This is a genomic window from Rummeliibacillus sp. POC4, assembly GCF_003576525.1.
In the GTDB taxonomy this organism is placed as follows: Bacteria; Bacillota; Bacilli; order Bacillales_A; family Planococcaceae; genus Rummeliibacillus.
In genome coordinates this window covers 35,882-59,515 of sequence record NZ_QWUA01000024.1, presented here as the reverse complement: position 1 = coordinate 59,515, position 23,634 = coordinate 35,882, and the positions used below count along the sequence as shown (strand labels likewise).

Here is a 23,634-nt window from a genome sequence, read left to right as displayed (position 1 = left end):
ATTTTACTATCGAAACAGAGGAAAACAAAACAGATGACCTAAATCTTTTTAGATCATCTGTTTATAATATGAAATGGGTATAAATTTTTAGATTAAGTAGGATGGGATTAGTCGTTGATGGTAATTTTATGTTCATAAAGCTCTCCTGGGAATTCAATGGATAGGAACGATAACAATGATCGGCTTAAATCACGTGGAATGCAAAAGTGGACATTATTGATATGGATATGTCTTCCCAGCTTATAAATACTTTCATAAAGAGAATCTTTAGAATGATGGTCTACCTGTTGCCCCATCTTAGAAACAGACTCCACAACATAATGCATATTATCCTTATAGATGTTGAGTTTTAACAAAGAACCACTTCCTTTTCAAATTTTCTATTTAAATTAAATTAAATAGTAATTATATTATATCATAAAGCAGCATAATTATGACACAAATAAGATTTTTGCATTATAACGTTCAAAATTAATTTGAAAGTAATCCTACAACTTTTACTTATAGGTATATCCAAATAAAGCAGGGAATCCCACCTTTAGCTTTTTAAAACATAGTAAGAAAAATTAAATCTACAGATACAAAGAGTACAAATCCACCATACTGGTTTGTACTTTTACTTTTGGCTATAATCGCGCATATCGTTCATAGACATCCTGCAAATTTTCACAACCAATTTTTTTGGCCTTTTCAATATAGAGACTCCAAAGTTCAGCCGTTAAGCGAGCGTCACCTAATGCATGGTGACGATTCATGATTGGAATATCATTATATGCACAAAAATCTTCTAGTTTAATCATATTTAGGTCACGCTCCACTATTTTAAACAAAAATGCTGTATCAACAATTCTATATTTAAAAGGTGTTCTAAAATAATGATTGCTTGCATATTTCATAAAACTTCTTTCATGATTCGCATGGTGAGCAACTAGTGTAGAATCTTTTACAAATTCGAGGAATTCAAGTAATACATTAGAAGCTGGAGGAGCAGCTTTAATGGCTTCGTCTGTAATTCCCGTTAGTTTCACGATTTCAGGTGGAATTTCTTTTTCTGTATACATGAGTGAATAGTATGTTTCATCTAGGAGAATTTGCGATCCATTCATCTTTACTGCACCGATGGATAATATTTCATCTCCCTTTTCGGGATAAAAGCCTGTTGTTTCGATATCGAAAACAACTACCTTTAGTTCAGTTAAAGGGATTCCTAACGCTTCTTCTGGCTGTATTTCTTTTTGCAATCCTCTTAAAAAGGCAATTTGTTGAGCGTTTTGCACTTCCCCTAATCCACCTGTATTACGTTTTCCTTGTATAGATCTTAGCAATTGCTGAAATGGTTCAAAAACCATATTTAACACCCTTTTTCAATAAGTTCGATTACTTCATCATGAATTCGAATTCCCGTTTTAAGAATTTGTTTAATCTGTTTTTTCTCCGCTTTACTAAGTCCTGCAATTTTTAGATAGTGCGTATCAAAATAATCATCGACTTTAAATAGTGAGAGTCGATACTTTAAAAGAAGTTCAAAATTGTCATTGCAGTTTCTTAATAAATTAGTATACTTTTCTTTTTTTACTAGTTCGGAAATACGTGATAATGTTGAAGTTTCGTAAATGCCTTCTTTAATCGCCAATATTCGAATGGCATTAACGTATGGTACAAAGGCAGAGTACTTTAAATCTATGCACCCTTGATATGGACCGTAACGTTCTACTAATATTTGCCCCAAAGGTCCAATTGTATTTTTTAGATGCATAATATTTGCCATAAACCGTTTTAAAAGATTAGGTTGTTCTAATTGATATTTGTAAACAACATTTTTCAACTGATTAATATATAGTGTTTCACCTACAAGAACTCTTGCATCATAAAAAATTTGCAAATACCGGATAGCTTCCCAACTCTCTGATTCCATCCATGTTCGTAATTGTTCTTTCCAACTTTCCAAAGATTTACACCAAAGCGGATTTGAACTCATGATGTAGCCTTTACAATACGGATAGCCAACTAATGCAAGGCCATCTGAAAGTTCCTCCCCAAGAGCTTTAAAATAGCTACGGCATTCTTCAGTATCTTCCACATAAATCATTCCGTGATCTTGATCACTGATAAAACCTTGTTCGAATCTACCACCACTTCCAGTTATAAACCAGGAAAAAGCACAAGGCGGCAATCCTTTTTGTAATTGAACGATTGCCACCTCTAATACTTTTTTCATAACCTGATCATGAAAAGCGTTCAGACCAGCTAAATCTCCCTTGTATTTAGAAATATTTTGTTCTTTCCAAATCTTGATTGATTTGTATGTTAACACCCCAGTGTCCAACAATAGCACTTCCTTTTGGCGAGTAGCCTACCTATTAGGCTTTTTACTTATGAACTTACATGAGTTTTACTAGCAACAACATTTGCTTCTTTTGCTAATTTATCCATTTGTTCTGGATAGCCATAGCTACCATGTTCACTAATATCTAACCCCATGATTTCTTCTTCTTCAGATACACGAATTCCTCCCATAACTTTCTTCATAACCCAAAGAATTGCGAATGAAACGACAAATGCATAGATTCCAGAAACAGCTACACCCATAAATTGAACGCCTAGTTGATCGAAACCGCCACCGTAGAATAATCCAGGTTTACCAACTGAAGCAAGTTCTTTTGTTGCAAAGAATCCTGTTGATAATGTACCCCAAATACCAGGAATACCATGTACAGAAACTGCGAAGATTGGATCGTCGATTTTTCTTTTTTCTAAGAAACGTGCACCATAGAAAGTTAAAATACCAGCAACAAAACCAATTACGACTGAAGCCCATACATCAACAAATGCACATGACGCTGTAATCGCAACTAACCCTGCTAATGCACCATTTAAAATCGTTGGAATATCAGGTTTACCTAATACAAACCAAGAGATTAAAGTTGCTGCTACCGCACCTGCTCCTGCAGCTAAGTTCGTGTTAAGAGCTACAAATCCGAAGAATGCACCATCTACTGATACAGTACTACCAGCGTTAAATCCAAACCAACCAACCCAAAGGATTAGAACTGCTAATGCAGTATATACTTGGTTGTGACCCGCAATGTTATTAGATGAACCATCTTTGTTGAATTTACCAATACGTGGTTTTAATAGAATTGTTGCTGCAAGAGCTGCCATCGCACCTGTTAAGTGAACTACTGTAGAACCGGCAAAATCTTGTTTACCATGTTCTGCTAACCAACCGCCACCCCAGATCCAGTGAGCAATAACGGGATAAACTAAAATTCCAAAAAGAATGGTGAAGACTACATAAGCTGAAAACTTCGCACGTTCTGCGAAACCGCCAAGAGCAATTGTCACGGAAATTGCCGCAAATGCTAATTGGAATACAAAGAATACAGTTGTAGCAAGACCGCCTTCTTCAGGTTTAGCTAAATCACCTGAGTAGAAAAAGTCTGTCATACCTACTAAGAAGTTTGCGTTACCACCGAAGATCAATCCATAACTGAGTGTCCAAAATACTATTGATGCTAAACCAAATGTAAAAATTGTTTTACCAGCTACGTGCCCCGCATTTTTCATTCTTGTGGAACCGGCTTCTAATAATATAAATCCACCAATCATAAAAATAACTAAAATTGCCGCTACCATCGTCCACAAGCTATTCATCAGATACATTGCATCCATGAACATCAACTCCATTTCTTATGTTATTTTTCTAAACAAATTCATGTTAGTTTTTATAACATGTTTGCTATTAATCTTAATTTTACACATAAATGATTAATAGTCAATACAATTTTCTGAATTTTTTAAAATAACGTAATGTTTTCTAACGCAATATTGTATAAAACGCTTTCATTGCAAATTTTCAATATTTTGTATTTTATCTTTGCCATTCGCCTCAAATTTTGAATATATCTTTAAAGGTTTAGTGAATCGATAGTCATCTTATTATATATTTTAGAAGAAGACTAACTCTCTTTTTTCCTCATTAGAAGTCACATCTTTACGTTGGAATCAAAAGCACCTATTAGTTAAATAGGTGCTTTATAACATATTGCTGACAATCCGTACGCTTTTTTTATTTCACAATTACACTTTTTAAATCATCTGCTTCAGTAGGATGCGGCTTGTAATTTTCCACGTTACTTCTTGCACCTACTATAGGCGTTGAATGAACCAGCGGTAAAACAGGCACAATTTCACGTAAACGATTTTGTATTTCTCCATAAATTTCTTCTCGTTTCGTTTCATCTGTCGTAGAACGTGCTTCTGCTAACCAGTTTTGTATCTTCACATCATTTAGTTGGGAATTATTCAAAGATCCTGATTCATCAAAGAATAAGGATAGCAAATTATCCGGATCCCCATTATCACTTGTACCTCCAAGTAAAAATAACTGTGCTTCACCTTTTCTCGTTTTATCTAAATAAGTTGCCCATTCATACGTAACAATCTTTGTTTTCATCCCAATAGTTTCTAAATTCTTTTGGATTGCTTCTGCAACTTTTTGTCCATCAGGCATGTATGGACGTGGTACCGGCATTGCCCATAATTCTACTACTTTACCGTCATACGAAGATTCTTTTAATAATCCTTTTGCCTTCTCTACATCGAAAGTATATGGCTCTGTATTTTCGTTATAGCCAAGAGAAGTCGGTTGTAAGGGGTTTTTTGCTTCTGTCGCTAATCCCTCAAAAAAGCTACTTACAATTGCTTGACGATCAATTGCTAAACTAACAGCTTGCCTTATTTTTGAATCATTAAGCGGTTTTTGAGTCATCGTCATTCCTAAATACCCCACATTAAACGAAGGCCTTTTTAGTAATTGTAGATTTGAATCTTCTTCAATACGCTTATGATCACTTGGACTTAAGCCATCTGCAATATCAATTTCACCTGTTACCAAACTATTTAATCTAGCAGCGTTGTCTGGCAATGTACGGTAGATTAACTTTGTCACTTTTGGATATCCATTTTGCCAGTAATCTTCATTCTTTGTAAGTTCAATTGAATCATTTCGCTTCCAACTTTTAAATTTAAATGGTCCAGTTCCAACAGGATTTTCACCGAATTTATCTCCTTCTTTTTCAATAGCCGATGGACTTGCAATTGAAAATGCTGTCATTGCCAAATTATTTAATAATGCTGCAGAAGGTTTTTTTAACTTTATTTCGAAGGTATGTTCATCTAATGCTTTCACCGTATCAATAATATGGTTTTTATCATCTACAAAACCCCCAAACATATCACCGTAATATGGAAATTGATCAACAGTGCCATTCATCCAACGCTCAAAGTTTTTGACAACTGCTTCTGCATTAAAAACTGTTCCGTCGTGAAATTTAACACCTTCTTGCAGGGTGAATGTATAGGTCAACTGATCTTCAGATATTTCCCATTCTTTCGCTAAGCTTGGTTTAATCGATGTATCATCTTCCCCAAATTGTACGAGCGTTTCATAAATATTACGAGCTACCTTAAACGATTCACCGTCTGTAATCGTAATTGGATCAAGAGAAACTGAATCGGTGCCCCGGCCATAAACAAGAGAACTTTCTTTCGAATCTGCGCCTTTGTTTCCGGTATCTTTATTCCCACAAGCACTCAAAACAATAACCCCTAACACCATAAAAATGTACAATAACACTTTCTTCATACTATTCCCCCTTTTAAAATACTGAAATTTCAGAATATAATATCTATTATACATAATAGAATTATAGATAGAAATCTCTAAACCAAAAAAGCAGCTATTAGGCAGCTGCTTTTTGTCCTGTTTCTATTTGAATTTTATCTTTCTTCATTTTCCATAAATAATATAAAGTTATCAAAAGACTACAAGCTCCAAAACACATTACCATATTTTCAAGTCCTATGAGATCTAATAATGCACCTGTTGACAATAAAACGATTTGAAATGAAGTGCGATCTAACATATTGCGAAAAGAGAAGAAACGACCATGAAACTCTTTTGGCACTTGTTGTTGGAATATCGTCATGACAGTTGGGTAGAAACACCCTACTGAGAAACCTACTAAACCAAATGTTATAAGGGATAAAATAGGAAGATGCGCGAAATGCAGCAATAATTCAGCGGCTCCAACGATAAACAATGCAAAGAATAATATGTGATTTGTTTTCCACTTTAAACCGATATATTTAATAACAAACGATCCAATCATAAAACAAACCCCTTCGACTGTATAAATAAGCCCTTTAATCGAAGATGAATCTTGAATTTCACTAATAGAAATAACGAGTAAATTAAATGACCCTAAAAATAAAACAGGGATAAAAGACAAAATAAGTGTATATTTAATGCCCGGATCACGTTTTAATAATGGGAATACTTCTTTAAAATTACGTTTAGCATCCTTCTTAGCCGTTTTTTGAAGACTTTCTTGCGTGTTGGGTAGTTTCAGCATAAAAGTAAATAACAACATGACAGAATACGCTACCATCGATATTACGTACAGTGCACTAAGTGGTGCATATACAAGAACTAAGCCTGCAAGTGCAGTACCTGCTACCCTTGCAATTGTTGAGATATTCATATCCCAGCCGTTAAGTTGCAATAAATCTTTTTCCTCTACAATAAGCGGTAAACACGCTTGTAAGGCTGGAAAATAAAATGCAACTGCAATTTGTATAGTGATTAGAAAAATAACCATCCACATAATAGAATCTGTTGCTAACGCTATAAACATAAACACTATACTTACTATACGGGCAGCACTTGAATAAATCATTACTGTTTTTTTGTTAGATTGATCAATAATTCTTCCTGCCATTGGCCCTACTAAAATCCCTGCAAATAATCCACTTGCTAAAATAAGAGATTTCATAAAATCAGACGGTACTTTTTCCTGCATAAATTCTAAGTTTCCAATGATTCCTGCCCATAATCCTAAACCTGCAATCAACTCACCGCTCAAAATAATCCAAACATTGCGATTTTTCAGCATACTTTCACCTCCAAAAAAGAAAGGAACTGATACCAGTTCCTTTCATAACTCATAATGATATTGTAACTTAAATCGAATATTTAGACTACCTAATGTTTTTATGATTTTTTTGCATCAATCGCAGGAAGTTTTTGAACGTGAATAATTTCGCCGTCTGTATCAACATCCACTGCATAGGAACCATTTGAAAATCTGTCGGCCAATCGATAGTGACCTTCTCGAAGTTCTTCTTGAATTCCTTTTTCAGTAGTAAGTTGAATTCCTTCCCCTTCTTCAACATAAACAACAGCACAAACTCTATGTGGATTTTTCTTTAATTCACGTAAAGTAAGAACGCCTCGTAATGCGCGATTACCTGTTTCTACTTCATCTAATGCCATCTTCTTCACTGCTCCGCGTTGAGTCACAATCATTACTTTTCCTTTGTGATGTTCAGGGATAGCATTAGCCGCTTGAATATAATCATCATCTTTTAAATTCATCGCTTTAACACCAGCAGTTTTAATGCCAGTAACTTGTACTTCGTCTAATTTGAAACGAATAGCATAACTGCAATAAGTGGTTAAATAAACTTCAATTGTTGGTTCTACGATGTCAGCAAAAATAACTAAATCGTCTTTCTTAACCTTCATCATTTTCAATGGTTTTGTATATCTTTGGACAAAGAAATCAGCTAATGCTGTGCGCTTAATTTGCCCATTTTTTGTAATTGTTAGAACGTATTGATCTGCTTTAAAGTCTGTTACACCACATGCATTGATAATATTTTCATCTGCATCAAGTGGCACAATACTAGAAATATGCTGTCCTAGGTCTTTCCAACGAATGTCTGGTAACTCATGCACCGGTTGGAAAATATAATGCCCTTTATCAGTGAATAACAATATGTGTTGTTGTGTATTTAACGTAGATTCATATAATAAGTAATCTGATTCCTTCATGGCAATGTCCTTACCATTTGAAGCATTATACGAGCGAATACTTGTACGTTTGATATAACCATCTTGCGTAACTGTAACGACTACTTCTTCACTAGGAATAAGTGCTTCCATATCTAACTTAATATCTTCAATTTTCTCTTGAATCACTGAACGTCTAGGTTCAGCAAATCTTTTCTTAATATCTTGCAATTCTTTTTGAAGTACTTTTACTAATATTACATCACTATCTAAAATGCTTTGTAATTCAAGAACTTTCTTGTGTAGCTCATCTTGTTCTTCTTGCAATTCAGTAATATCAGTATTAGTTAAGCGATACAATTGTAACGAAACGATTGCTTCGGCTTGAACTTCCGTAAAGGCAAATTTTTGTATTAAATTGTTTTTTGCGTCTTTTTTATCTTTGGAAGAACGGATGGTGGCAATAACCTCATCCAAAATCGATAATGCTTTCATCAGACCTTCAACAATATGTAAACGATCTTTTGCCTTTTTTAAGTCGAATTTCGAACGTCTAATAACTACTTCTTTTTGATGATCGATATATGCATCTAAAAGAAGTGGTAAAGTCATCATCGTTGGACGACGATTGTAAATGGCAATCATGTTGAAGTTATAAGTTACTTGAAGATCTGTGTTTTTCAATAAATATTTTAGAATTGGTGCACCGCTAATATCCTTTTTCAGTTCAACAACGATACGTAATCCTGTACGGTCAGATTCATCACGAACTTCTGCAATTCCCTCTAAACGTTTATCAAGGCGCATTTCATCCATTTTCTTAACAAGGTTAGCCTTATTCACATCGTAAGGTATTTCAGTGATAACAATTTGTTCTTTCGATCCTTTTAATTGTTCAATTTCTGTTTTAGCTCGAACAATTATTTTTCCTCTACCTGTTTCGTATGCCTTTTTAATGCCCTCGATACCTTGAATAATAGCACCAGTAGGGAAATCTGGACCTTTAATCACAGTCATTAACTCATCAATTGTTACATTTGGGTTTTTCAAACGCATTAAGACTGCATCTAATACTTCAGCTAAGTTGTGTGGAGGAATATCGGTAGCATAACCAGCAGATATCCCCGTAGAACCATTTACTAATAGATTTGGGAAACGTGATGGTAATACAGTTGGTTCCATGTCTTGGTCATCGAAGTTAGGCACTAAGTCAACTGTTTCTTTTTGAATATCACGTAACATTTCAGCAGAAATAGTAGAAAGTCTTGCCTCTGTATAACGCATTGCTGCTGGTGGGTCACCATCTAAAGAACCATTATTACCATGCATTTCGATCAGTACATGGCGTGCTTTCCAATCTTGGCTCATACGAACCATGGCTTCGTATACGGAGCTATCACCATGTGGATGATAGTTACCAATTACATTACCTACTGTTTTAGCAGATTTACGGAATGGTTTTTCATGTGTATTTCCTTCCATGAACATCGCATATAAAATACGACGTTGCACGGGTTTAAGTCCATCTCTTGCATCTGGAAGAGCACGGTCTTGAATAATATATTTACTATATCGACCGAAACGATCACCGATGACTTCTTCTAAAGGCAAGTCTTGATATTTCTCTGACTGTGTCATTTAAGCTCTTCCTCCTCTTGTTGAATAAAATCACTTTCTAAAATGTTGTTATCTTCTTCTAAACCAAAATCTACATGTGATTCAATCCATTTACGACGAGGTTCAACCTTGTCCCCCATCAATGTCGCTACGCCTTTTTCTGCGCGTTCTACATCATTAATCTTAACACGTACTAATGTACGAGTTTCTGGATTCATCGTAGTTTCCCAAAGTTGGTCGGCATTCATCTCACCAAGACCTTTATAGCGTTGTAAGATATAACCTTTACCGATTTTTTTAATGGCTTTTTGTAAGTCTTTTTCTGTCCAAGCATATTCCACAACTTCTTTTCGTCCAGTACCTTTTGATACTTTATAAAGCGGTGGTAGTGCAATATACACTTTCCCTGCTTCTACAAGCGGTCTCATGTAACGGAAGAAGAATGTTAATAATAATACTTGGATATGCGCACCATCGGTATCAGCATCGGTCATGATAATGACTTTATCGTAAGCTGAGTCTTCTACATTAAAATCAGAACCAACACCCGCACCTATTGCATGTATAATCGTTGAAATTTCTTCGTTTTTCATAATGTCTTGCAATTTAGCTTTTTCCGTATTGATAACTTTACCTCGAAGCGGCAAGATTGCTTGGAACGTACGGTCGCGTCCTTGTTTTGCAGATCCACCGGCAGAGTCACCTTCGACAAGGTACAATTCGTTCTTCGCAGCATTTTTAGATTGTGCTGGTGTTAACTTTCCAGATAAAATTGTACTTTGTTTTTTTGACTTTTTACCGTTTCGGGCATCTTCTCTTGCTTTACGTGCTGCTTCACGAACTTGTTGTGCACGAATAGCTTTGCGGACAAGTGAAGCACTTAACTCAGCATTTTCCTCTAAAATGTACATTAACTTTTGAGAAATTACAGCATCAACTGCTCCACGTGCTTCTGAAGTACCTAGTTTTCCTTTTGTTTGACCTTCAAATTGTAATAGATTTTCAGGAATACGAACGGAAATTATGGCAGATAGGCCTTCTCGAATATCTGAACCGTCTAAGTTTTTATCTTTTTCTTTTAATAGACCAATTTTTCTTGCGTAATCATTGAATACTCGAGTCATTGCTGATTTTGTACCAGTTTCGTGTGTTCCGCCATCACGAGTTCGAACATTATTGACGAATGACAAAATGGTTTCAGAATAGCCATCGTTGAATTGGAATGCAAATTCTACTTCAATATCATCCTGTGTACCTTCTACGTATTTAACCGGATGAAGAACATCTTTTTCCTCATTCAAATATGCTACAAACGCTTCTATACCATTTTCGTAATGATATACTTCATGACGTTCTGTAGCTTCTTCGATTAACTCTATTTTTAAATTTTTCAATAAGAATGCGGATTCGCGTAGTCGTTCTGCTAATGTGTCAAAATTATAATTTGTTGTAGAAAATATCATAGCATCTGGTTTGAAATGTATAAATGTACCTGTTTCTATTGTAGAACCTATTTTCTCTAATGTTGTTACGGGCTTTCCACCATTTTCGAAACGCATACGATATTTACTTCCATCACGATGGATAATTACTTCTAACCATGATGATAATGCATTCACGACGGATGCACCTACACCATGTAATCCACCACTTGTTTTGTAGCCACCTTGTCCAAATTTCCCACCTGCATGTAATATGGTGAAAATTACTTCTGGAGTTGGTTTACCTGTTTTATGCATACCTGTTGGCATACCTCGTCCATAGTCACGTACACTAATGCTTTGATCAGCGTGTATTTTTACAATGATATGATTACCAAAACCAGCTAGTACTTCATCCACAGCATTATCGACGATTTCATACACTAGATGGTGTAAACCTCTACCATCTGTTGAACCGATATACATACCTGGACGTTTTCTAACTGCTTCTAATCCTTCTAGTACTTGAATATCATCTTCATTGTAAGACGTGATTGTCTGTTTACTTGTCAAAAAAATTCCCCCTAAATACAAACACCCGTTCTACTTCTATTCATATTAAACACAAACTTTAGAACTGTCAACTTCTTGCATTTTTATTTACATACAGCATTTATTGTATCAAACGTTGAAACGAAAAGAAAATAAGAATATTATTATAAAGAAGAAATAAAGTTGTTGTATTGTGTATTCTAGCGAATTCATGATAAACTATTAGTACATTATAATAGTACCAACTACTAAGTAAGAAGGAGTTTTTTATGATTATTTTTCTAGTTTTGGTTTTAGCCTATTTAATAGGATCTATTCCTTCTGCGCTATGGATCGGACAAATATTTTATAAAACAGATATTCGTAAACATGGCAGTGGCAATCTAGGTGCAACAAATACCTTCCGTGTGTTAGGAAAAAAAGCGGGTATTGTTGTAATGGTTATGGATATTTTAAAAGGAACAGTTGCTACCCTTTTACCAACATTAGCTATTTTCGCAGACAGTGGCTTGCATCCTCTTGTCGCTGGACTTGTAGCAGTATTCGGTCATATGTTTCCGATTTTCGCCGGTTTTAGAGGTGGTAAAGCAGTTGCAACTTCAGGCGGTATGCTATTAGGTTATCACTGGCCACTCTTTATTTTACTAGTCATTGCCTTTTTAATTTGTTTAAAATTATTTAAAATGGTTAGTCTTGCATCTATTTTTGCAGCTGTTGTTGCATTTATCTACGCACTTATCTTTGCTATTTTGGAAAAAGAATATTTGCTATTATTTATTGTTACAATACTAGCTGTCTTTATATTTTATCGTCATCGTTCCAATATTTCACGTATAAAAGATGGTACAGAACCAAAAGTAAATTGGTTATAACAAGTTTTCCAGAGGAGAGCTCACATGAAAATTGTCATTACAGAACAAGCTTTAAAGTGGTTTTATGATGAAATGAATGCGCAATCGGGTGATTACATTCGCTTTTACGCACGTTATGGGGGCTCTAATCCTTTTCATACAGGGTTTTCACTTGGTATGAGTAAAGATGATCCTCTTACCCCATCCATTGTTTTACAAAGAAATGGAATAACATTCTTTATCGAAAAAGATGATGAATGGTTTTTTAATGACCATGATTTGATCGTAGATTTTGATGAAGAGATCGATGAATTGAAGTACGAATATAAACAATAACAAACAAAAGCATGCTAATAGCATGCTTTTTGTTTTGGACAATATTATTGTTGGATTTCTGCAATTTCTTTATATTTATTAAACCATACTTCATCCACACGATTAAAAGGAACGGGTCGAAAACTTTCTTTTTTTACAACTATATGTTCAGAAGTTGCAGTTGCAGCAACAGTTCCATCAGTATGTAGGATTTCATAAGCATATACGGTACGTAAACGATCTTGTGATTTAACCCAAGTACGTATAATGGCTTTTTCTCCATATCGCATCGCTGCCTTATAACTAACATTGATATTCATAACTGGAGAAAGATAACCATCCTCTTCAAATTTTGTAACAGAAAATCCAAGATCGTGAATCAACTGTGTTCTTCCTAATTCCAACCAAATGACATAGTTCGCATGATATACTACCCCCATTTGGTCCGTTTCTGCATATCGAATTTCTATTTCTTTTTCACTTACAAACATTTCTTTCACCTCTTCTTCAGTATAGCGGACTTTCTATAAAAAATCTTATTGTTTACACTGATATGCCAGGAATCTCAAAGAGAATATTATCGGTAATTGTTAATTAAACTAAGTTAGTTTAATCGAAGAAGGTTTTAACAGATGATTTCTCGAAGTTAGTATTATGTTGTACACAGGAGGTTATATGATATGACAAATGCACTTTTAAAAGGTGTTGAGGGAGTTTTTATCCCCGTTAAAGATCCTGCAAATTCAGCAATATGGTATGAGGATATTCTTGGATTCAAACTAATTTATATAGAAGAAGAGGCTGCAGTAATGAGGATTGGCGAACACTCTCAGACGGTAGTATGCCTGGTTAGAACGCTAAATCACCAACCAATGAATTTTCCAGAAAATAAGTTTGGAGTAAGTAAATATTATAACTTTATTCCCGATGATGACATAGAAGAAATTCATAAACATTTAGTCTCAAAGAAAGTAAAAGTAAACCAAATAAGTGGAGACGAGAATACTAAATTTTTCACCTTTTACGACCCAGACGATAATCCTTTGGGCGTTTGTCAATAGTACGAGCCTTTCATTAATGGGATGATGTTAAATGACATGGGGTGGAACATCCTTTTTGTTGCCCTACCACATTTTTACTCCATACAAAAAACAAAGACAGGAATTTTTCTCCTGCCTTTGTTTTTAATCTAGCTTTTAACTACCTTGAGTTTTTCAATTCAATTTTATTTACTTGCCTCTTTCGCTCCAAATAGACCGATAGATTTGTTTTTGTTCCAAACACTAGTCCAGTAGCGATGCGGAACTGGTCCATTCCCTGCGTATGGTGCAATTTCGATTGTTAAACCTGGTTTCTTTTGATTTAAAATAAACCAATCGGCAGAAGAACCTGATCCTCGATAATACATTGGTGGAACTACTGAATATCCTGTTATTCTAGCTACATTTCTTGCTAATTTTAAATCTCGTTTGTAGTTAGAGCCTTTTTGGAAGTTAAACCAATAAACAATTTGTCCTGATGAATGGTATGATAAGTCCATTTTAAAATGATGACGTTGTACAAATGCTTTTAAAGCTTGTGCTTCGGGTTCTGAGAATGCACTTGGCCCTTTATAATTCATGAATGATTTCGGTGTGTATGCTAAGTATTTCCACAAACCATCGAAGTTGCGGTTCAAATCAACCCCACGGCCATTTGCTTTCCAGCGATTGAAATTATTGCTGCCATGATTATATTTTTTCAAAGTAGATTTATATTTCGAATCCATAGAATTGATGCCTTTTTGAACTAAGGTTACACCATCTGGGTTCATCATTGGCACAAACCAAATACTTGTCTTATTTAATGTACTTTTTACATTATACCCAGCGAAATGTGCTCCTTTACGGTACGCTACTGTATAATTATCTATCATTTCCATTAAAACGTTTGTTGTCATATGTTCTCTAGCATGTATGGCACCATCCATTAAAATTTCCTTTTTACCATTCCCAACTCGTAGTGCATAAATAGATCTACCTTGTACTGATTTTCCTATTTTTTCAATCTCAGTGAATTCGGGGTATAACTGTGCTATAACACGAAGGTAATAATTGTACCTACCATACGTAATACTTTTCTTAGGGTTTACCATATTTGAATGGTTATAGTACTTAAGATTTACATAACCTGATTTACCCATGAAATTGATAATACCCTTATTCTCTTTTAAGCCTTTAAGGGTAATTGATTGTCCTTTTAAAATAGTCCCGATTTTATTTCCCTTAGAAGAATAAACATAATTCGTTGAGCTTACCTTTAATGTGACTGGGTACACTTCTTTTACTAATTTACCTAGAGAAGCAGACTTTTCAGTAGGTATTGTTCCTTTTTTAGGTATTGCATATCTTTGTGAGCCAATTTGGATTTGATGGTAATTCGTTGTCGATTTAGTAACCTTTACAACCGCACCACTTTTTAGTGTACCAATTGTTTTGTATTTACCCTTGATGCTCTTATAGACTTTGATAGATTTAGTGGCAACTTCAACATTGCTATTTTTTTTATAATTGAGATTCACTTGACTGATTGGAATATATCCTTTTACACCAGCAACTTCAACTACATAATAGTCATTAACTATATCTAAAACATGGAATTTTGAAGCTGTTGTTCCTTCTAGTAGAACGTCTGATTGGTTATTATTTGATGCATAAACAGTAAATTTACTTTTTGTTTTAATCGTTAAATGACGCTTTTCTTCCAATTTTTTTGGTTGTTCTTCGGAAGCTGTTAAATTGTCGATTTTAACCCAATATGTATTCCCGCCAATCTGTACTTCAGCATAATCCTTGTTGCTCGATTGCTTTACATTGTATGTATATTGGCTTACAGGTAAAGATAGATGAGTGGATTCTAGTGTTTCTGGCGTGACAAGCTCAACAGATGATAATACTTTAGCAAATTGAAATTCTTGTTGCTGTTCGTTTGTTTCATCTGTAATGGTAGTATCATTTTCATTAATAGTATTTAATGATGTACTTGTTCCATCGTTATGATCCTCTGCGTTTGCATTAACAGAAAATAAAGTCATACCTAAAATGAAACTTGCAGAGTATAATACCTTTCGTTTGTTCAGTTTTATTTTTCTCATTTAAAATATCGCCTCATTTTTATTTATATAGTAATAATATATCATAAAAACATTACATTTTTACTAAAAAAATACACGTGCACAAAATTTTGTGCACGTGTAAGGAGTATTACCTATGATTAACTTATTTAGCTAATTTGTTACGTAATACCATTTGTAGGATACCGCCGTTACGGTAGTAATCTACTTCCACTTCTGAGTCGAAACGAGCAAGTGCTTTGAATTGTTTTGTAGAACCATCTTTAGCAGTTGCTGTTACAGTTAAGATATCACGAGGTTTAACACCTTCAGCGATGTTAACTGCAAATGTTTCTTCACCAGTAAGGCCTAGAGATTCAGCGTTTTGACCATCAACAAATTGTAATGGAAGAACACCCATCATTACTAGGTTAGAACGGTGGATACGTTCGTAAGATTCAGCGATAACTGTTTTAACACCTAGAAGGTTAGTACCTTTAGCTGCCCAGTCACGTGAAGAACCCATACCGTAATCTTTACCAGCAAGTACTACTAAACCTGTGTGGTTTTTAGCGTATTTCATTGCTGCATCATAGATGTATTCCACTTCGCCTGTTGGCCAGTAAGTAGTGAAGCCACCTTCTGTACCCGGAGCGATTTGGTTACGGATACGGATGTTTGCAAATGTACCACGCATCATTACTTCGTGGTTACCACGACGAGAACCGTAAGAGTTGAAGTTACGTGGTTCTACACCGTTTTCACGTAAGTATTTACCAGCAGGAGTATCTTTACCAATTGCACCTGCAGGAGAAATGTGGTCAGTTGTAATAGAATCACCAAATTTAGCTAACACACGTAAGCCAGAAAGTGTTTGGATATCTTCTGGTTTAGCAGATAAGTGTTGGAAGAATGGTGGGTTTTGGATGTAAGTTGATTTGTCATCAAATTCATATAATGAGTCAGATGAAATTTCAATTGCATTCCATTTTTCGTTTGCGTTGAATACTGTTTCATATTCTTTTTGGAATAATTCACGAGTAACAACTTTAGAAAGTACTGCGTTTACTTCGTCAGCTGATGGCCAGATATCATCGAAGAATACGTCTTTACCATCTTTGTCTTTACCGAATGAATCTTTACGTAGGTCAACATCTACAGTACCAGCTAATGCATAAGCAACAACCAATGGAGGTGAAGCTAAGTAGTTAGCTTTTACTAATGGGTGTACACGACCTTCGAAGTTACGGTTACCAGAAAGTACAGATGTTACGAATAAATCGTTAGATCTGATTGCATCTTCGATTTCAGGAAGTAATGGACCTGAGTTACCGATACATGTAGTACAACCGTAACCTACAATGTTGAAACCAAGTTGATCAAGGTATGGTTGTAAACCAGCGTCTTTTAAGTAACCAGTAACAACTTTTGAACCTGGTGCCAATGAAGTTTTAACCCATTTAGGAACTTCTAAGCCTTTTTCAACAGCTTTTTTCGCAACAAGACCTGCAGCGATTAAAACGTATGGGTTTGAAGTATTTGTACAAGAAGTGATTGCAGCAATACCAACAGCACCTGCTGGGATTTCTACATCGCCATCTGCAAATTTAGCAGTTGCAGTTTTAGTGAATTCTTCTTCAGTTAAACCGAAGCCTTGAACACCAGCTGGAGCAACTACTACTTCGTGGTAGCGTTTTTTCATTTCAGAAAGTGGAATCAAGTCTTGTGGACGTTTAGGACCTGAAAGGTTTGATTCGATATCTGCTAAGTTAATTTCTACAACGTCAGTGTAAGTTGGTTCTAATTCTGGGTCAAAGAACATGTTGTTTGCTTTTAAGTAAGCTTCAACAACTTGGATATGTTCTTCGTCACGACCAGTTAAACGCATGTAATCAAGTGATACGTTATCGATTGCGAAGTAACCACAAGTTGCACCATATTCAGGAGCCATATTAGAGATTGTTGCACGGTCAGCTAAAGGAAGTTCAGGTACGCCAGGTCCGAAGAACTCAACGAATTTACCTACAACACCTTTTTTACGTAGTTCTTGTGTAACTTTAAGAGCTAAGTCAGTAGCTGTAGAACCACTTGGAAGTTTACCAACTAGTTTTACACCGATAACTTCTGGAATTGGGAAGTATGAAGGTTGTCCAAGCATACCTGCTTCGGCTTCGATACCACCAACGCCCCAACCAAGAACGCCTAGACCGTTGATCATTGTAGTATGAGAGTCAGTACCTACAACTGAATCTGGGAAAGTTTCGAATGTCCCATCAGCATTTTCGTTTACGTGTACAACTGGAGCTAAATACTCTAAGTTTACTTGGTGAACGATACCAGTTGCTGGTGGAACAGCACGGAAATTATCATATGCAGTTTGAGCCCATTTAAGGAAGTTGTAACGTTCTGCATTACGTTCAAATTCAAGATCCATGTTAGCTTGTAAAGCTGAAGAGTTACCGTATTTATCAACTTGAACTGAGTGGTCGATAACTAAATCAACTGGAATTGCAGGGTTGATTTCGTTAGGGTCGCCGCCCATTTCTTTCATAGCTGTACGTAGTGATGTTAAGTCAACTACTACTGGTACACCAGTGAAATCTTGAAGTACAACACGAGATGGTTTGAAAGGTACTTCAGCATTTGCATCTGAATCTTTACCCCATTTAGCCAAATTGTCTACGTGTTCTTCTTTGATTACGTAACCATCATATTGACGTAATACTGATTCTAATAATACTTTGATTGAATAAGGAAGGCGTGATACTTTTGCAACGCCTGCTTCTTCGATTGCAGCTAAACGATAAAAGTTATAAGTTTTACCGTTAACTTCAAATGAAGAGCGACTGTTATGCAAGTTTTTGTTTGCCATTGTTCGGTTCCCCCTCTAATTAACTTATGAAAAGGCTTAAATAATTGAGCTACTTTTCTCCACACACAATAATAAGCGATTATTATACATAAGTAAATAACATTAAAATTATACTTTGTTATAAATTTTTTGAATGACCTCTAGTTAAGAAAACGTTTTCGTTGAATTTCATCAGGAATTTTACACATTTTACTTAATCCTGTAAATTTATAACGATTTCTAGCAACTAATTGGTAAAAATAATTGCGAATTGAAACCGGCACTAATTTAAAAATAAGAAGAATGATAAAAGGAAATTTTAATTTCCTTACTATTAAAAGTATTGCATCGGATTCAGTTAACACTTTTCCATTTTGATAAACAACGACAGAATCCAGATTTTGTGTTAAATCTTGTGGCAATAATTTTGCAGCTACTTCCCCTTGTAAGGAAGCGAAACTCAAAGAATGTTTCCGCTCATGTTTTAAAACAAATTGAACGGATTGTTGACAAAATCCACAGTCTCCATCATAGAAAAGAATTGAATTCATAACATCCTCCCTTCTTTCTATAGTAAAAACATTCCTTCTTTCTAATCGTGCATCTCTAGATGATTAGTGTGGATATAAAATTCCGTTTGGGTCATTCTAATGATTACACAGACAGAGATGCTTTAAACGTTTTAAAATATCCAACTTAGGCTTAGCAATTTCCGAGAATTTATTCACATTATTGGTCGGTTAAAACAATATATGTCGCGTGTATTGGTCCGTGAACACCGACAACTAATTTCATCTCTATATCAGCAGAATTACTTGGTCCTGAAACAAAATCAATTGCAGATGGTAAGACTTCTCCATTTTCTACACGCTTTGTTAAGGCTTCGGAAACTTGAGTCATGCGTGGAACGATTGTACTTTTTTTCACAATAGCTACAAAATTAGTCGGTAATAGCCCAACTGATTTACCATGATGTTGGTTAGAATATAATACAACTGTACCAGATTCAGCTAAAACGTTCTCTGCAAACGTAATACCGATATTCGCTTTCTCTGCATTTTGAATGTTTTGATCTGCTAACTCTTCTTTCCAAAGATGCACGTTGTAACCTTTTTCAATCCACTGATCATTATAAAGGTTTTGTAATTGGTATTGTTCAAATCGGGGATCTTGCCACATCGAAATGGAACCACCATTATAATTTTCAACTACTTGATCTAATATTTGTGGTAATTGACTAGCTGTTGTTTTGACAACATCCGTATGAATGTTCTTGCATTGTACTTCAAGAATTGCAAGTAGTTCATCATTTGTTAATCCTTCATATCCTTTTTTTTGAGGAGCATATTTCCAATTTCTTTCTGGCTTTTTGGTTGTATTAACAGGACGGCCAAGTGATTGCCCAATAGTTGTTAAAAATTCTTCACGGTTTTGAATCATTTTTTGTCACTTCCCTTTTCATGTTCTTTAAACCAGTCTCTTAATCGTTCTTTTTTAGGCGCTGGGAAGTCACGTATTTCGGTCCAAGCTTTTAACGGTCCTGGCCCTTTTGAAATTTTACCATTTTTTGCAATTGGCGAGATAACTCTAGAAGCGATTTTAGCACCCGTTGCGTATATAGAACTTGAAGAGCCGCCTAAACTAAATGCTTTCATCAACATCGCTTCTGAAATTGGTGCTTTCCCTTCAATTTCAACAATTCTTTCTCGATGTTTTAAAAGTAACTCGTGTAGTGGGATTTTAACAGGACACGCTTCCGAACAAGCTCCACAAAGAGATGATGCATATGGTAATTCTTTATGTTGATCATAACCGTCAAGTAACGGTGTTAGAACTGCTCCGATTGGTCCAGAATAGATTGAGTTATAGGAATGTCCGCCAATGTGTCGATAGACTGGGCATACATTAACACAAGCAGCACAGCGAATACATTGTAAAATGGATTGGAAGTCGGTTCCTAAAATATCTGAACGACCATTATCTACAATGACTAAATGAAAATCTTCTGGTCCATCCGTTTCACCTGATTTACGTGGACCAGTAATGACATTGACATAACTAGGTAATTTTTGACCTACTGCACTTCTAGTAAGCATATTGACTAAAACTTCTAATTCTTCAAATGTAGGTACGATTCTTTCCATACCCATAACTGTTATTTGCGTTTTTGGAATAGTCGTTACCATCCCTGCATTTCCTTCGTTTGTCACAAGACTAATCGAACCAGATTCTGCAACGGCAAAGTTACATCCTGTAATACCAACATCAGCTGTTAAAAAGTCGTTTCTTAGTATAGAACGAACGTGTCTTGCTAGATCTGCTGCTTCAGCAGGTTTTTCTGGATCGTACCCTAACTTGTCAACAAATACATCTTTTACTTGATGCGCATTTTTATGTAATGCTGGTGCTACAATATGTGAAGGCTTATCATGATTATCAGTTTGTAGAATATATTCGCCTAAATCCGTTTCAACAACATTACATCCTATATCTTCAAGTGCTTCGTTTAAGCTAATTTCTTCTGTTACCATCGACTTCGATTTAACAATTTTCTTAGCATTCTTTTCCTTCACCACTTGTTGAATATAATCTGTCGCATCTTTTGGTGTTTTTGCAAAAAATACATGACCACCAGCTTTTTCAACATTGTCAGCTAATTCGTTTAGATAATAATCTAGATTATTGAGAACATGTTGGCGAATTTCTTCTCCATGGTTTCGCCATTCTTCCCAATCGCCTAATTCTTCTGCTGCATTTAGACGACCTGTTCTTAAACGATTTTGAGCGGATACAACTGCACCTCTCATAAATGTATTTTTTAAGTTTTCTTCAACGTTATCTTTAAATTTTTGATCGTTATATTTGATAGACATGTAGTTTCCTCCCCTCTTTAATGATGATTAAGTACTTCTGCAATATGCATTACTTTTACATTTTCCTCGCGACGTTGCATACGACCTCCGATATTCATCAAACAACCACCGTCTGCACCGATTAAATAATCTGCACCAGTTTGTAAAGTACAATCTACCTTTTCATCAACCATTTGTTCGGATATATTGCCCATTTTCACTGAGAATGTTCCGCCAAAGCCACAACAGTTAAAACTATTTGGCAACTCGACCATTTCTAATCCATCTACGTGACTTAGTAGTTTTCTAGGAGATTCAGAAACGCCTAAAAGTCTTGTCATATGGCATGAAGGGTGATAGGTAGCTTTTCCTTCTAACTTTGCACCCACATCTTCTACTTTTAATACGTTCACGATAAAATCCGTTAATTCATATGTTTTTGCTGCGACTTTTTTTGCTTTTTCAAAATATATAGGATCATCTTTGAATACTTTTGGATACTCTTTGAACATGAATGCGCATGACCCAGATGGTGCTACAATCACTTCTGCATCTTCAAAAGCTTCAATCATTTTTTTCATTGGTTCTTTTGCGTTCTTTACATAGCCTGAGTTATAGGCAGGTTGCCCGCAACAAACCTGACCTTTAGGGAATACAACTTCACAGCCTAATCTCTCTAATAGTTCTACTGTTGCTTTCCCCACATCCGTTTGAAACATATCTACTATACATGTTGCAAATAATGAAACTTTCATTAATAATCCCCCTTCATTGGACATACAGTCATCAGATGACCTTATCCATGTATAATATAGTACACTTATAATTTAATATTTTCAAACTATTTCGGTAATAGAATCAATTCTATCAATTAGGTAGATTTAAGTGAATTATATACTTAATTTAGTAATTAAATCTCTTTTGAAATATTGTCATTTTAAGCTATTTGGTGAGTGTAAGAACATTACTCTATTTTGTGTTTATTTTTAGAATGATTTAGTTTTGAAGGACTGTGCTTGTTTTTGAAGTAGCTTTGAGAGCTAGCGGATGTTTTTCCATAACTCTTGGAATCTATCCAAATAATTTTATAGATAAAAAAAGAGCTACTCATTGATTAGAGTAGCCCCCATTTCTCTTAGATTGTCTATAAGAAAAATCCGCCAATTACTAATCCTACAACGATTACGAAAACAGGATGGATTTTAAATTTTTCAAGTGCTATATAACTTATAACGCCTAAGATGAGCGTCACTAGAATACCAATAGATTGTCTAGACGTATTAAAAAAATCAAATGTTAACTGTGCCATTAATACAGTTATTGCTGGTAATACAAAAGTAGACAAGCGTTTTACACGAGCGGAATCTCGGTATCGATTTAAAATATTTAATAGTAGAATCATGATAATAAGCGAAGGCGCAATGGTAGCAAATAAAGCAATAACCGCACCAATAATCCCTGCTTGTTCGTAGCCGATGTAGCCTGCCATTTTTGTAGCGATTGGACCAGGTAGAGAGTTTCCGAAAGCTAATGCATTACTAAATTCATGATTGGTCATCCAGCCATACTTATCTACGACATCATGTTGAATTAGTGGAATTGTTGCTGGGCCTCCGCCATATCCTAATATATTACAGATAAAAAATGATAAAAGTAATTGCCAATAGATCAAGATTCATGACCTCCTTTTACAGGAAGTACTAATGATAGTACGAGCAATATTCCAATAACAATGCCAGGATGTACTCCTAATAATAAAATACCAACTGCACTAGGGATTAAAATAATCAATGCAATCAGCCAGCCTAATTTCTTATATGACTTTTTAAGAAAATCAACTGTCATTCCTAACATCATCGCTGCTACGATTGGCACGACACCTTTTGTCATGCTTTCTACAAAGCTAAATTTTGAAAACTGTGTAAGTGATGCCAATAGGATAATCATTGCTAAAACAGTCGGTAACACGGATGCTATTAAAGCATTCAAGCATCCCCAAATTCCTCCCATCCGCTTTCCGATATATCCTGCTAATTTAGTGGCAATTGGACCCGGTAAAGTATTTGCGATTGAAACAACATTCGCAAATTCCTCACCATCCATCATTTTATATTTTTCTACTACTTCTTTTTGTATAAGCGGTATTACAGATGGTCCCCCACCAAACGCTAAAATACCAGAGCGGAAAAAGGCGATGAATATTTCTTGTTGTTTTCCCATATTGGCCTC

General features: G+C 35.3%; 20 protein-coding genes. 3 read left to right on the top strand and 17 right to left on the bottom strand.

Annotation, left to right across the window (positions count from 1 at the left end):
- Positions 1–107: 107 nt before the first annotated feature.
- The 8 genes from D1606_RS18625 to parE all read right to left on the bottom strand — a co-directional run bounded on the left by D1606_RS18625 (position 108) and on the right by parE (position 11,466).
- Entirely contained in the window at positions 108–356 is a 249-nt protein-coding gene (locus D1606_RS18625) for a hypothetical protein (protein WP_124217056.1), read from the bottom strand.
- Between the two features lie 270 nt (positions 357–626).
- On the bottom strand, positions 627–1,349 hold the full coding sequence (locus D1606_RS09355) for an exonuclease domain-containing protein (RefSeq protein WP_119415744.1): 723 nt from the start codon (positions 1,347–1,349) through the stop codon (positions 627–629).
- A gap of 2 nt (positions 1,350–1,351) precedes the next feature.
- Positions 1,352–2,335, bottom strand: a complete 984-nt coding sequence (locus D1606_RS09350) for a DUF294 nucleotidyltransferase-like domain-containing protein (RefSeq protein ID WP_369973783.1) — start codon at positions 2,333–2,335, stop codon at positions 1,352–1,354.
- Positions 2,336–2,373: 38 nt separating this feature from the next.
- Positions 2,374–3,672: an ammonium transporter gene (locus D1606_RS09345; protein ID WP_119415743.1), complete on the bottom strand. Its 1,299-nt coding sequence runs from the start codon at positions 3,670–3,672 to the stop codon at positions 2,374–2,376.
- A 397-nt stretch (positions 3,673–4,069) separates the two neighbouring features.
- Complete coding sequence (locus D1606_RS09340; RefSeq protein WP_119415742.1) at positions 4,070–5,647, bottom strand: ABC transporter substrate-binding protein; 1,578 nt, start codon at positions 5,645–5,647, stop codon at positions 4,070–4,072.
- Positions 5,648–5,744: 97 nt separating this feature from the next.
- A complete protein-coding gene (locus D1606_RS09335; protein ID WP_119415741.1) occupies positions 5,745–6,956 on the bottom strand; it encodes an MFS transporter in 1,212 nt (403 codons plus the stop codon).
- A 98-nt stretch (positions 6,957–7,054) separates the two neighbouring features.
- Entirely contained in the window at positions 7,055–9,493 is a 2,439-nt protein-coding gene (gene parC / locus D1606_RS09330) for a DNA topoisomerase IV subunit A (RefSeq protein WP_119415740.1), read from the bottom strand.
- Complete coding sequence (gene parE / locus D1606_RS09325) at positions 9,490–11,466, bottom strand: DNA topoisomerase IV subunit B (RefSeq protein ID WP_119415739.1); 1,977 nt, start codon at positions 11,464–11,466, stop codon at positions 9,490–9,492. Before parE ends, parC begins: the two co-directional genes overlap by 4 nt.
- 248 nt (positions 11,467–11,714) lie before the next feature.
- Between parE and plsY the strand changes: the two genes are divergently transcribed.
- Positions 11,715–12,317, top strand: coding sequence for a glycerol-3-phosphate 1-O-acyltransferase PlsY (gene plsY, locus D1606_RS09320; protein ID WP_119415738.1), 603 nt, complete (start codon positions 11,715–11,717; stop codon positions 12,315–12,317).
- 24 nt (positions 12,318–12,341) lie between these two features.
- Positions 12,342–12,632, top strand: coding sequence for a HesB/YadR/YfhF family protein (locus tag D1606_RS09315; RefSeq protein ID WP_119415737.1), 291 nt, complete (start codon positions 12,342–12,344; stop codon positions 12,630–12,632).
- Positions 12,633–12,676: 44 nt separating this feature from the next.
- Here the strand turns inward: D1606_RS09315 and D1606_RS09310 are convergent, their stop codons facing one another.
- A complete protein-coding gene (locus tag D1606_RS09310) occupies positions 12,677–13,102 on the bottom strand; it encodes an acyl-CoA thioesterase (protein ID WP_119415736.1) in 426 nt (141 codons plus the stop codon).
- Positions 13,103–13,291: 189 nt separating this feature from the next.
- On the opposite strand from D1606_RS09310, the gene D1606_RS09305 reads away from it, so the two are divergent.
- Entirely contained in the window at positions 13,292–13,672 is a 381-nt protein-coding gene (locus D1606_RS09305; protein WP_119415735.1) for a VOC family protein, read from the top strand.
- A gap of 164 nt (positions 13,673–13,836) precedes the next feature.
- Here D1606_RS09305 and D1606_RS09300 read toward each other — a convergent pair whose 3' ends face one another.
- From D1606_RS09300 to D1606_RS09265, 8 genes are all read right to left on the bottom strand, one after another.
- Positions 13,837–15,744 (bottom strand): M14 family zinc carboxypeptidase, encoded by a 1,908-nt coding sequence (locus D1606_RS09300; protein ID WP_119415734.1) that lies wholly within the window; start codon positions 15,742–15,744, stop codon positions 13,837–13,839.
- Between the two features lie 124 nt (positions 15,745–15,868).
- On the bottom strand, positions 15,869–18,574 hold the full coding sequence (gene acnA / locus D1606_RS09295; protein ID WP_119415733.1) for an aconitate hydratase AcnA: 2,706 nt from the start codon (positions 18,572–18,574) through the stop codon (positions 15,869–15,871).
- Between the two features lie 140 nt (positions 18,575–18,714).
- Positions 18,715–19,104: a thiol-disulfide oxidoreductase DCC family protein gene (locus D1606_RS09290; protein WP_119415732.1), complete on the bottom strand. Its 390-nt coding sequence runs from the start codon at positions 19,102–19,104 to the stop codon at positions 18,715–18,717.
- Between the two features lie 178 nt (positions 19,105–19,282).
- Positions 19,283–19,993 (bottom strand): LutC/YkgG family protein, encoded by a 711-nt coding sequence (locus tag D1606_RS09285; protein WP_119415731.1) that lies wholly within the window; start codon positions 19,991–19,993, stop codon positions 19,283–19,285.
- Positions 19,990–21,426: a LutB/LldF family L-lactate oxidation iron-sulfur protein gene (locus D1606_RS09280; protein WP_119415730.1), complete on the bottom strand. Its 1,437-nt coding sequence runs from the start codon at positions 21,424–21,426 to the stop codon at positions 19,990–19,992. Before D1606_RS09280 ends, D1606_RS09285 begins: the two co-directional genes overlap by 4 nt.
- A gap of 17 nt (positions 21,427–21,443) precedes the next feature.
- Positions 21,444–22,160 (bottom strand): (Fe-S)-binding protein, encoded by a 717-nt coding sequence (locus D1606_RS09275; protein WP_119415729.1) that lies wholly within the window; start codon positions 22,158–22,160, stop codon positions 21,444–21,446.
- 389 nt (positions 22,161–22,549) lie between these two features.
- A complete protein-coding gene (locus D1606_RS09270) occupies positions 22,550–23,077 on the bottom strand; it encodes a chromate transporter (RefSeq protein WP_119415728.1) in 528 nt (175 codons plus the stop codon).
- Positions 23,074–23,625 (bottom strand): chromate transporter, encoded by a 552-nt coding sequence (locus tag D1606_RS09265; protein WP_119415727.1) that lies wholly within the window; start codon positions 23,623–23,625, stop codon positions 23,074–23,076. Before D1606_RS09265 ends, D1606_RS09270 begins: the two co-directional genes overlap by 4 nt.
- Between the last annotated feature and the right edge of the window lie 9 nt (positions 23,626–23,634).

Excerpts from the sequence above, each read along its gene's own strand:
- D1606_RS09300 (WP_119415734.1), bottom strand. The coding sequence starts at position 15,744 with ATGAGAAAAATAAAACTGAACAAACGAAAGGTATTATACTCTGCAAGT.
- D1606_RS09310 (WP_119415736.1), bottom strand. The coding sequence starts at position 13,102 with ATGTTTGTAAGTGAAAAAGAAATAGAAATTCGATATGCAGAAACGGAC.
- parC (WP_119415740.1), bottom strand. The coding sequence starts at position 9,493 with ATGACACAGTCAGAGAAATATCAAGACTTGCCTTTAGAAGAAGTCATC.
- D1606_RS09355 (WP_119415744.1), bottom strand. The coding sequence starts at position 1,349 with ATGGTTTTTGAACCATTTCAGCAATTGCTAAGATCTATACAAGGAAAA.
- D1606_RS09285 (WP_119415731.1), bottom strand. The coding sequence starts at position 19,993 with ATGATTCAAAACCGTGAAGAATTTTTAACAACTATTGGGCAATCACTT.
- D1606_RS09275 (WP_119415729.1), bottom strand. The coding sequence starts at position 22,160 with ATGAAAGTTTCATTATTTGCAACATGTATAGTAGATATGTTTCAAACG.
- acnA (WP_119415733.1), bottom strand. The coding sequence starts at position 18,574 with ATGGCAAACAAAAACTTGCATAACAGTCGCTCTTCATTTGAAGTTAAC.
- D1606_RS09340 (WP_119415742.1), bottom strand. The coding sequence starts at position 5,647 with ATGAAGAAAGTGTTATTGTACATTTTTATGGTGTTAGGGGTTATTGTT.
- D1606_RS09335 (WP_119415741.1), bottom strand. The coding sequence starts at position 6,956 with ATGCTGAAAAATCGCAATGTTTGGATTATTTTGAGCGGTGAGTTGATT.
- D1606_RS09305 (WP_119415735.1), top strand. The coding sequence starts at position 13,292 with ATGACAAATGCACTTTTAAAAGGTGTTGAGGGAGTTTTTATCCCCGTT.
- D1606_RS09315 (WP_119415737.1), top strand. The coding sequence starts at position 12,342 with ATGAAAATTGTCATTACAGAACAAGCTTTAAAGTGGTTTTATGATGAA.
- D1606_RS09345 (WP_119415743.1), bottom strand. The coding sequence starts at position 3,672 with ATGGATGCAATGTATCTGATGAATAGCTTGTGGACGATGGTAGCGGCA.
- D1606_RS09280 (WP_119415730.1), bottom strand. The coding sequence starts at position 21,426 with ATGTCTATCAAATATAACGATCAAAAATTTAAAGATAACGTTGAAGAA.
- D1606_RS09290 (WP_119415732.1), bottom strand. The coding sequence starts at position 19,104 with ATGAATTCAATTCTTTTCTATGATGGAGACTGTGGATTTTGTCAACAA.
- plsY (WP_119415738.1), top strand. The coding sequence starts at position 11,715 with ATGATTATTTTTCTAGTTTTGGTTTTAGCCTATTTAATAGGATCTATT.
- D1606_RS09265 (WP_119415727.1), bottom strand. The coding sequence starts at position 23,625 with ATGGGAAAACAACAAGAAATATTCATCGCCTTTTTCCGCTCTGGTATT.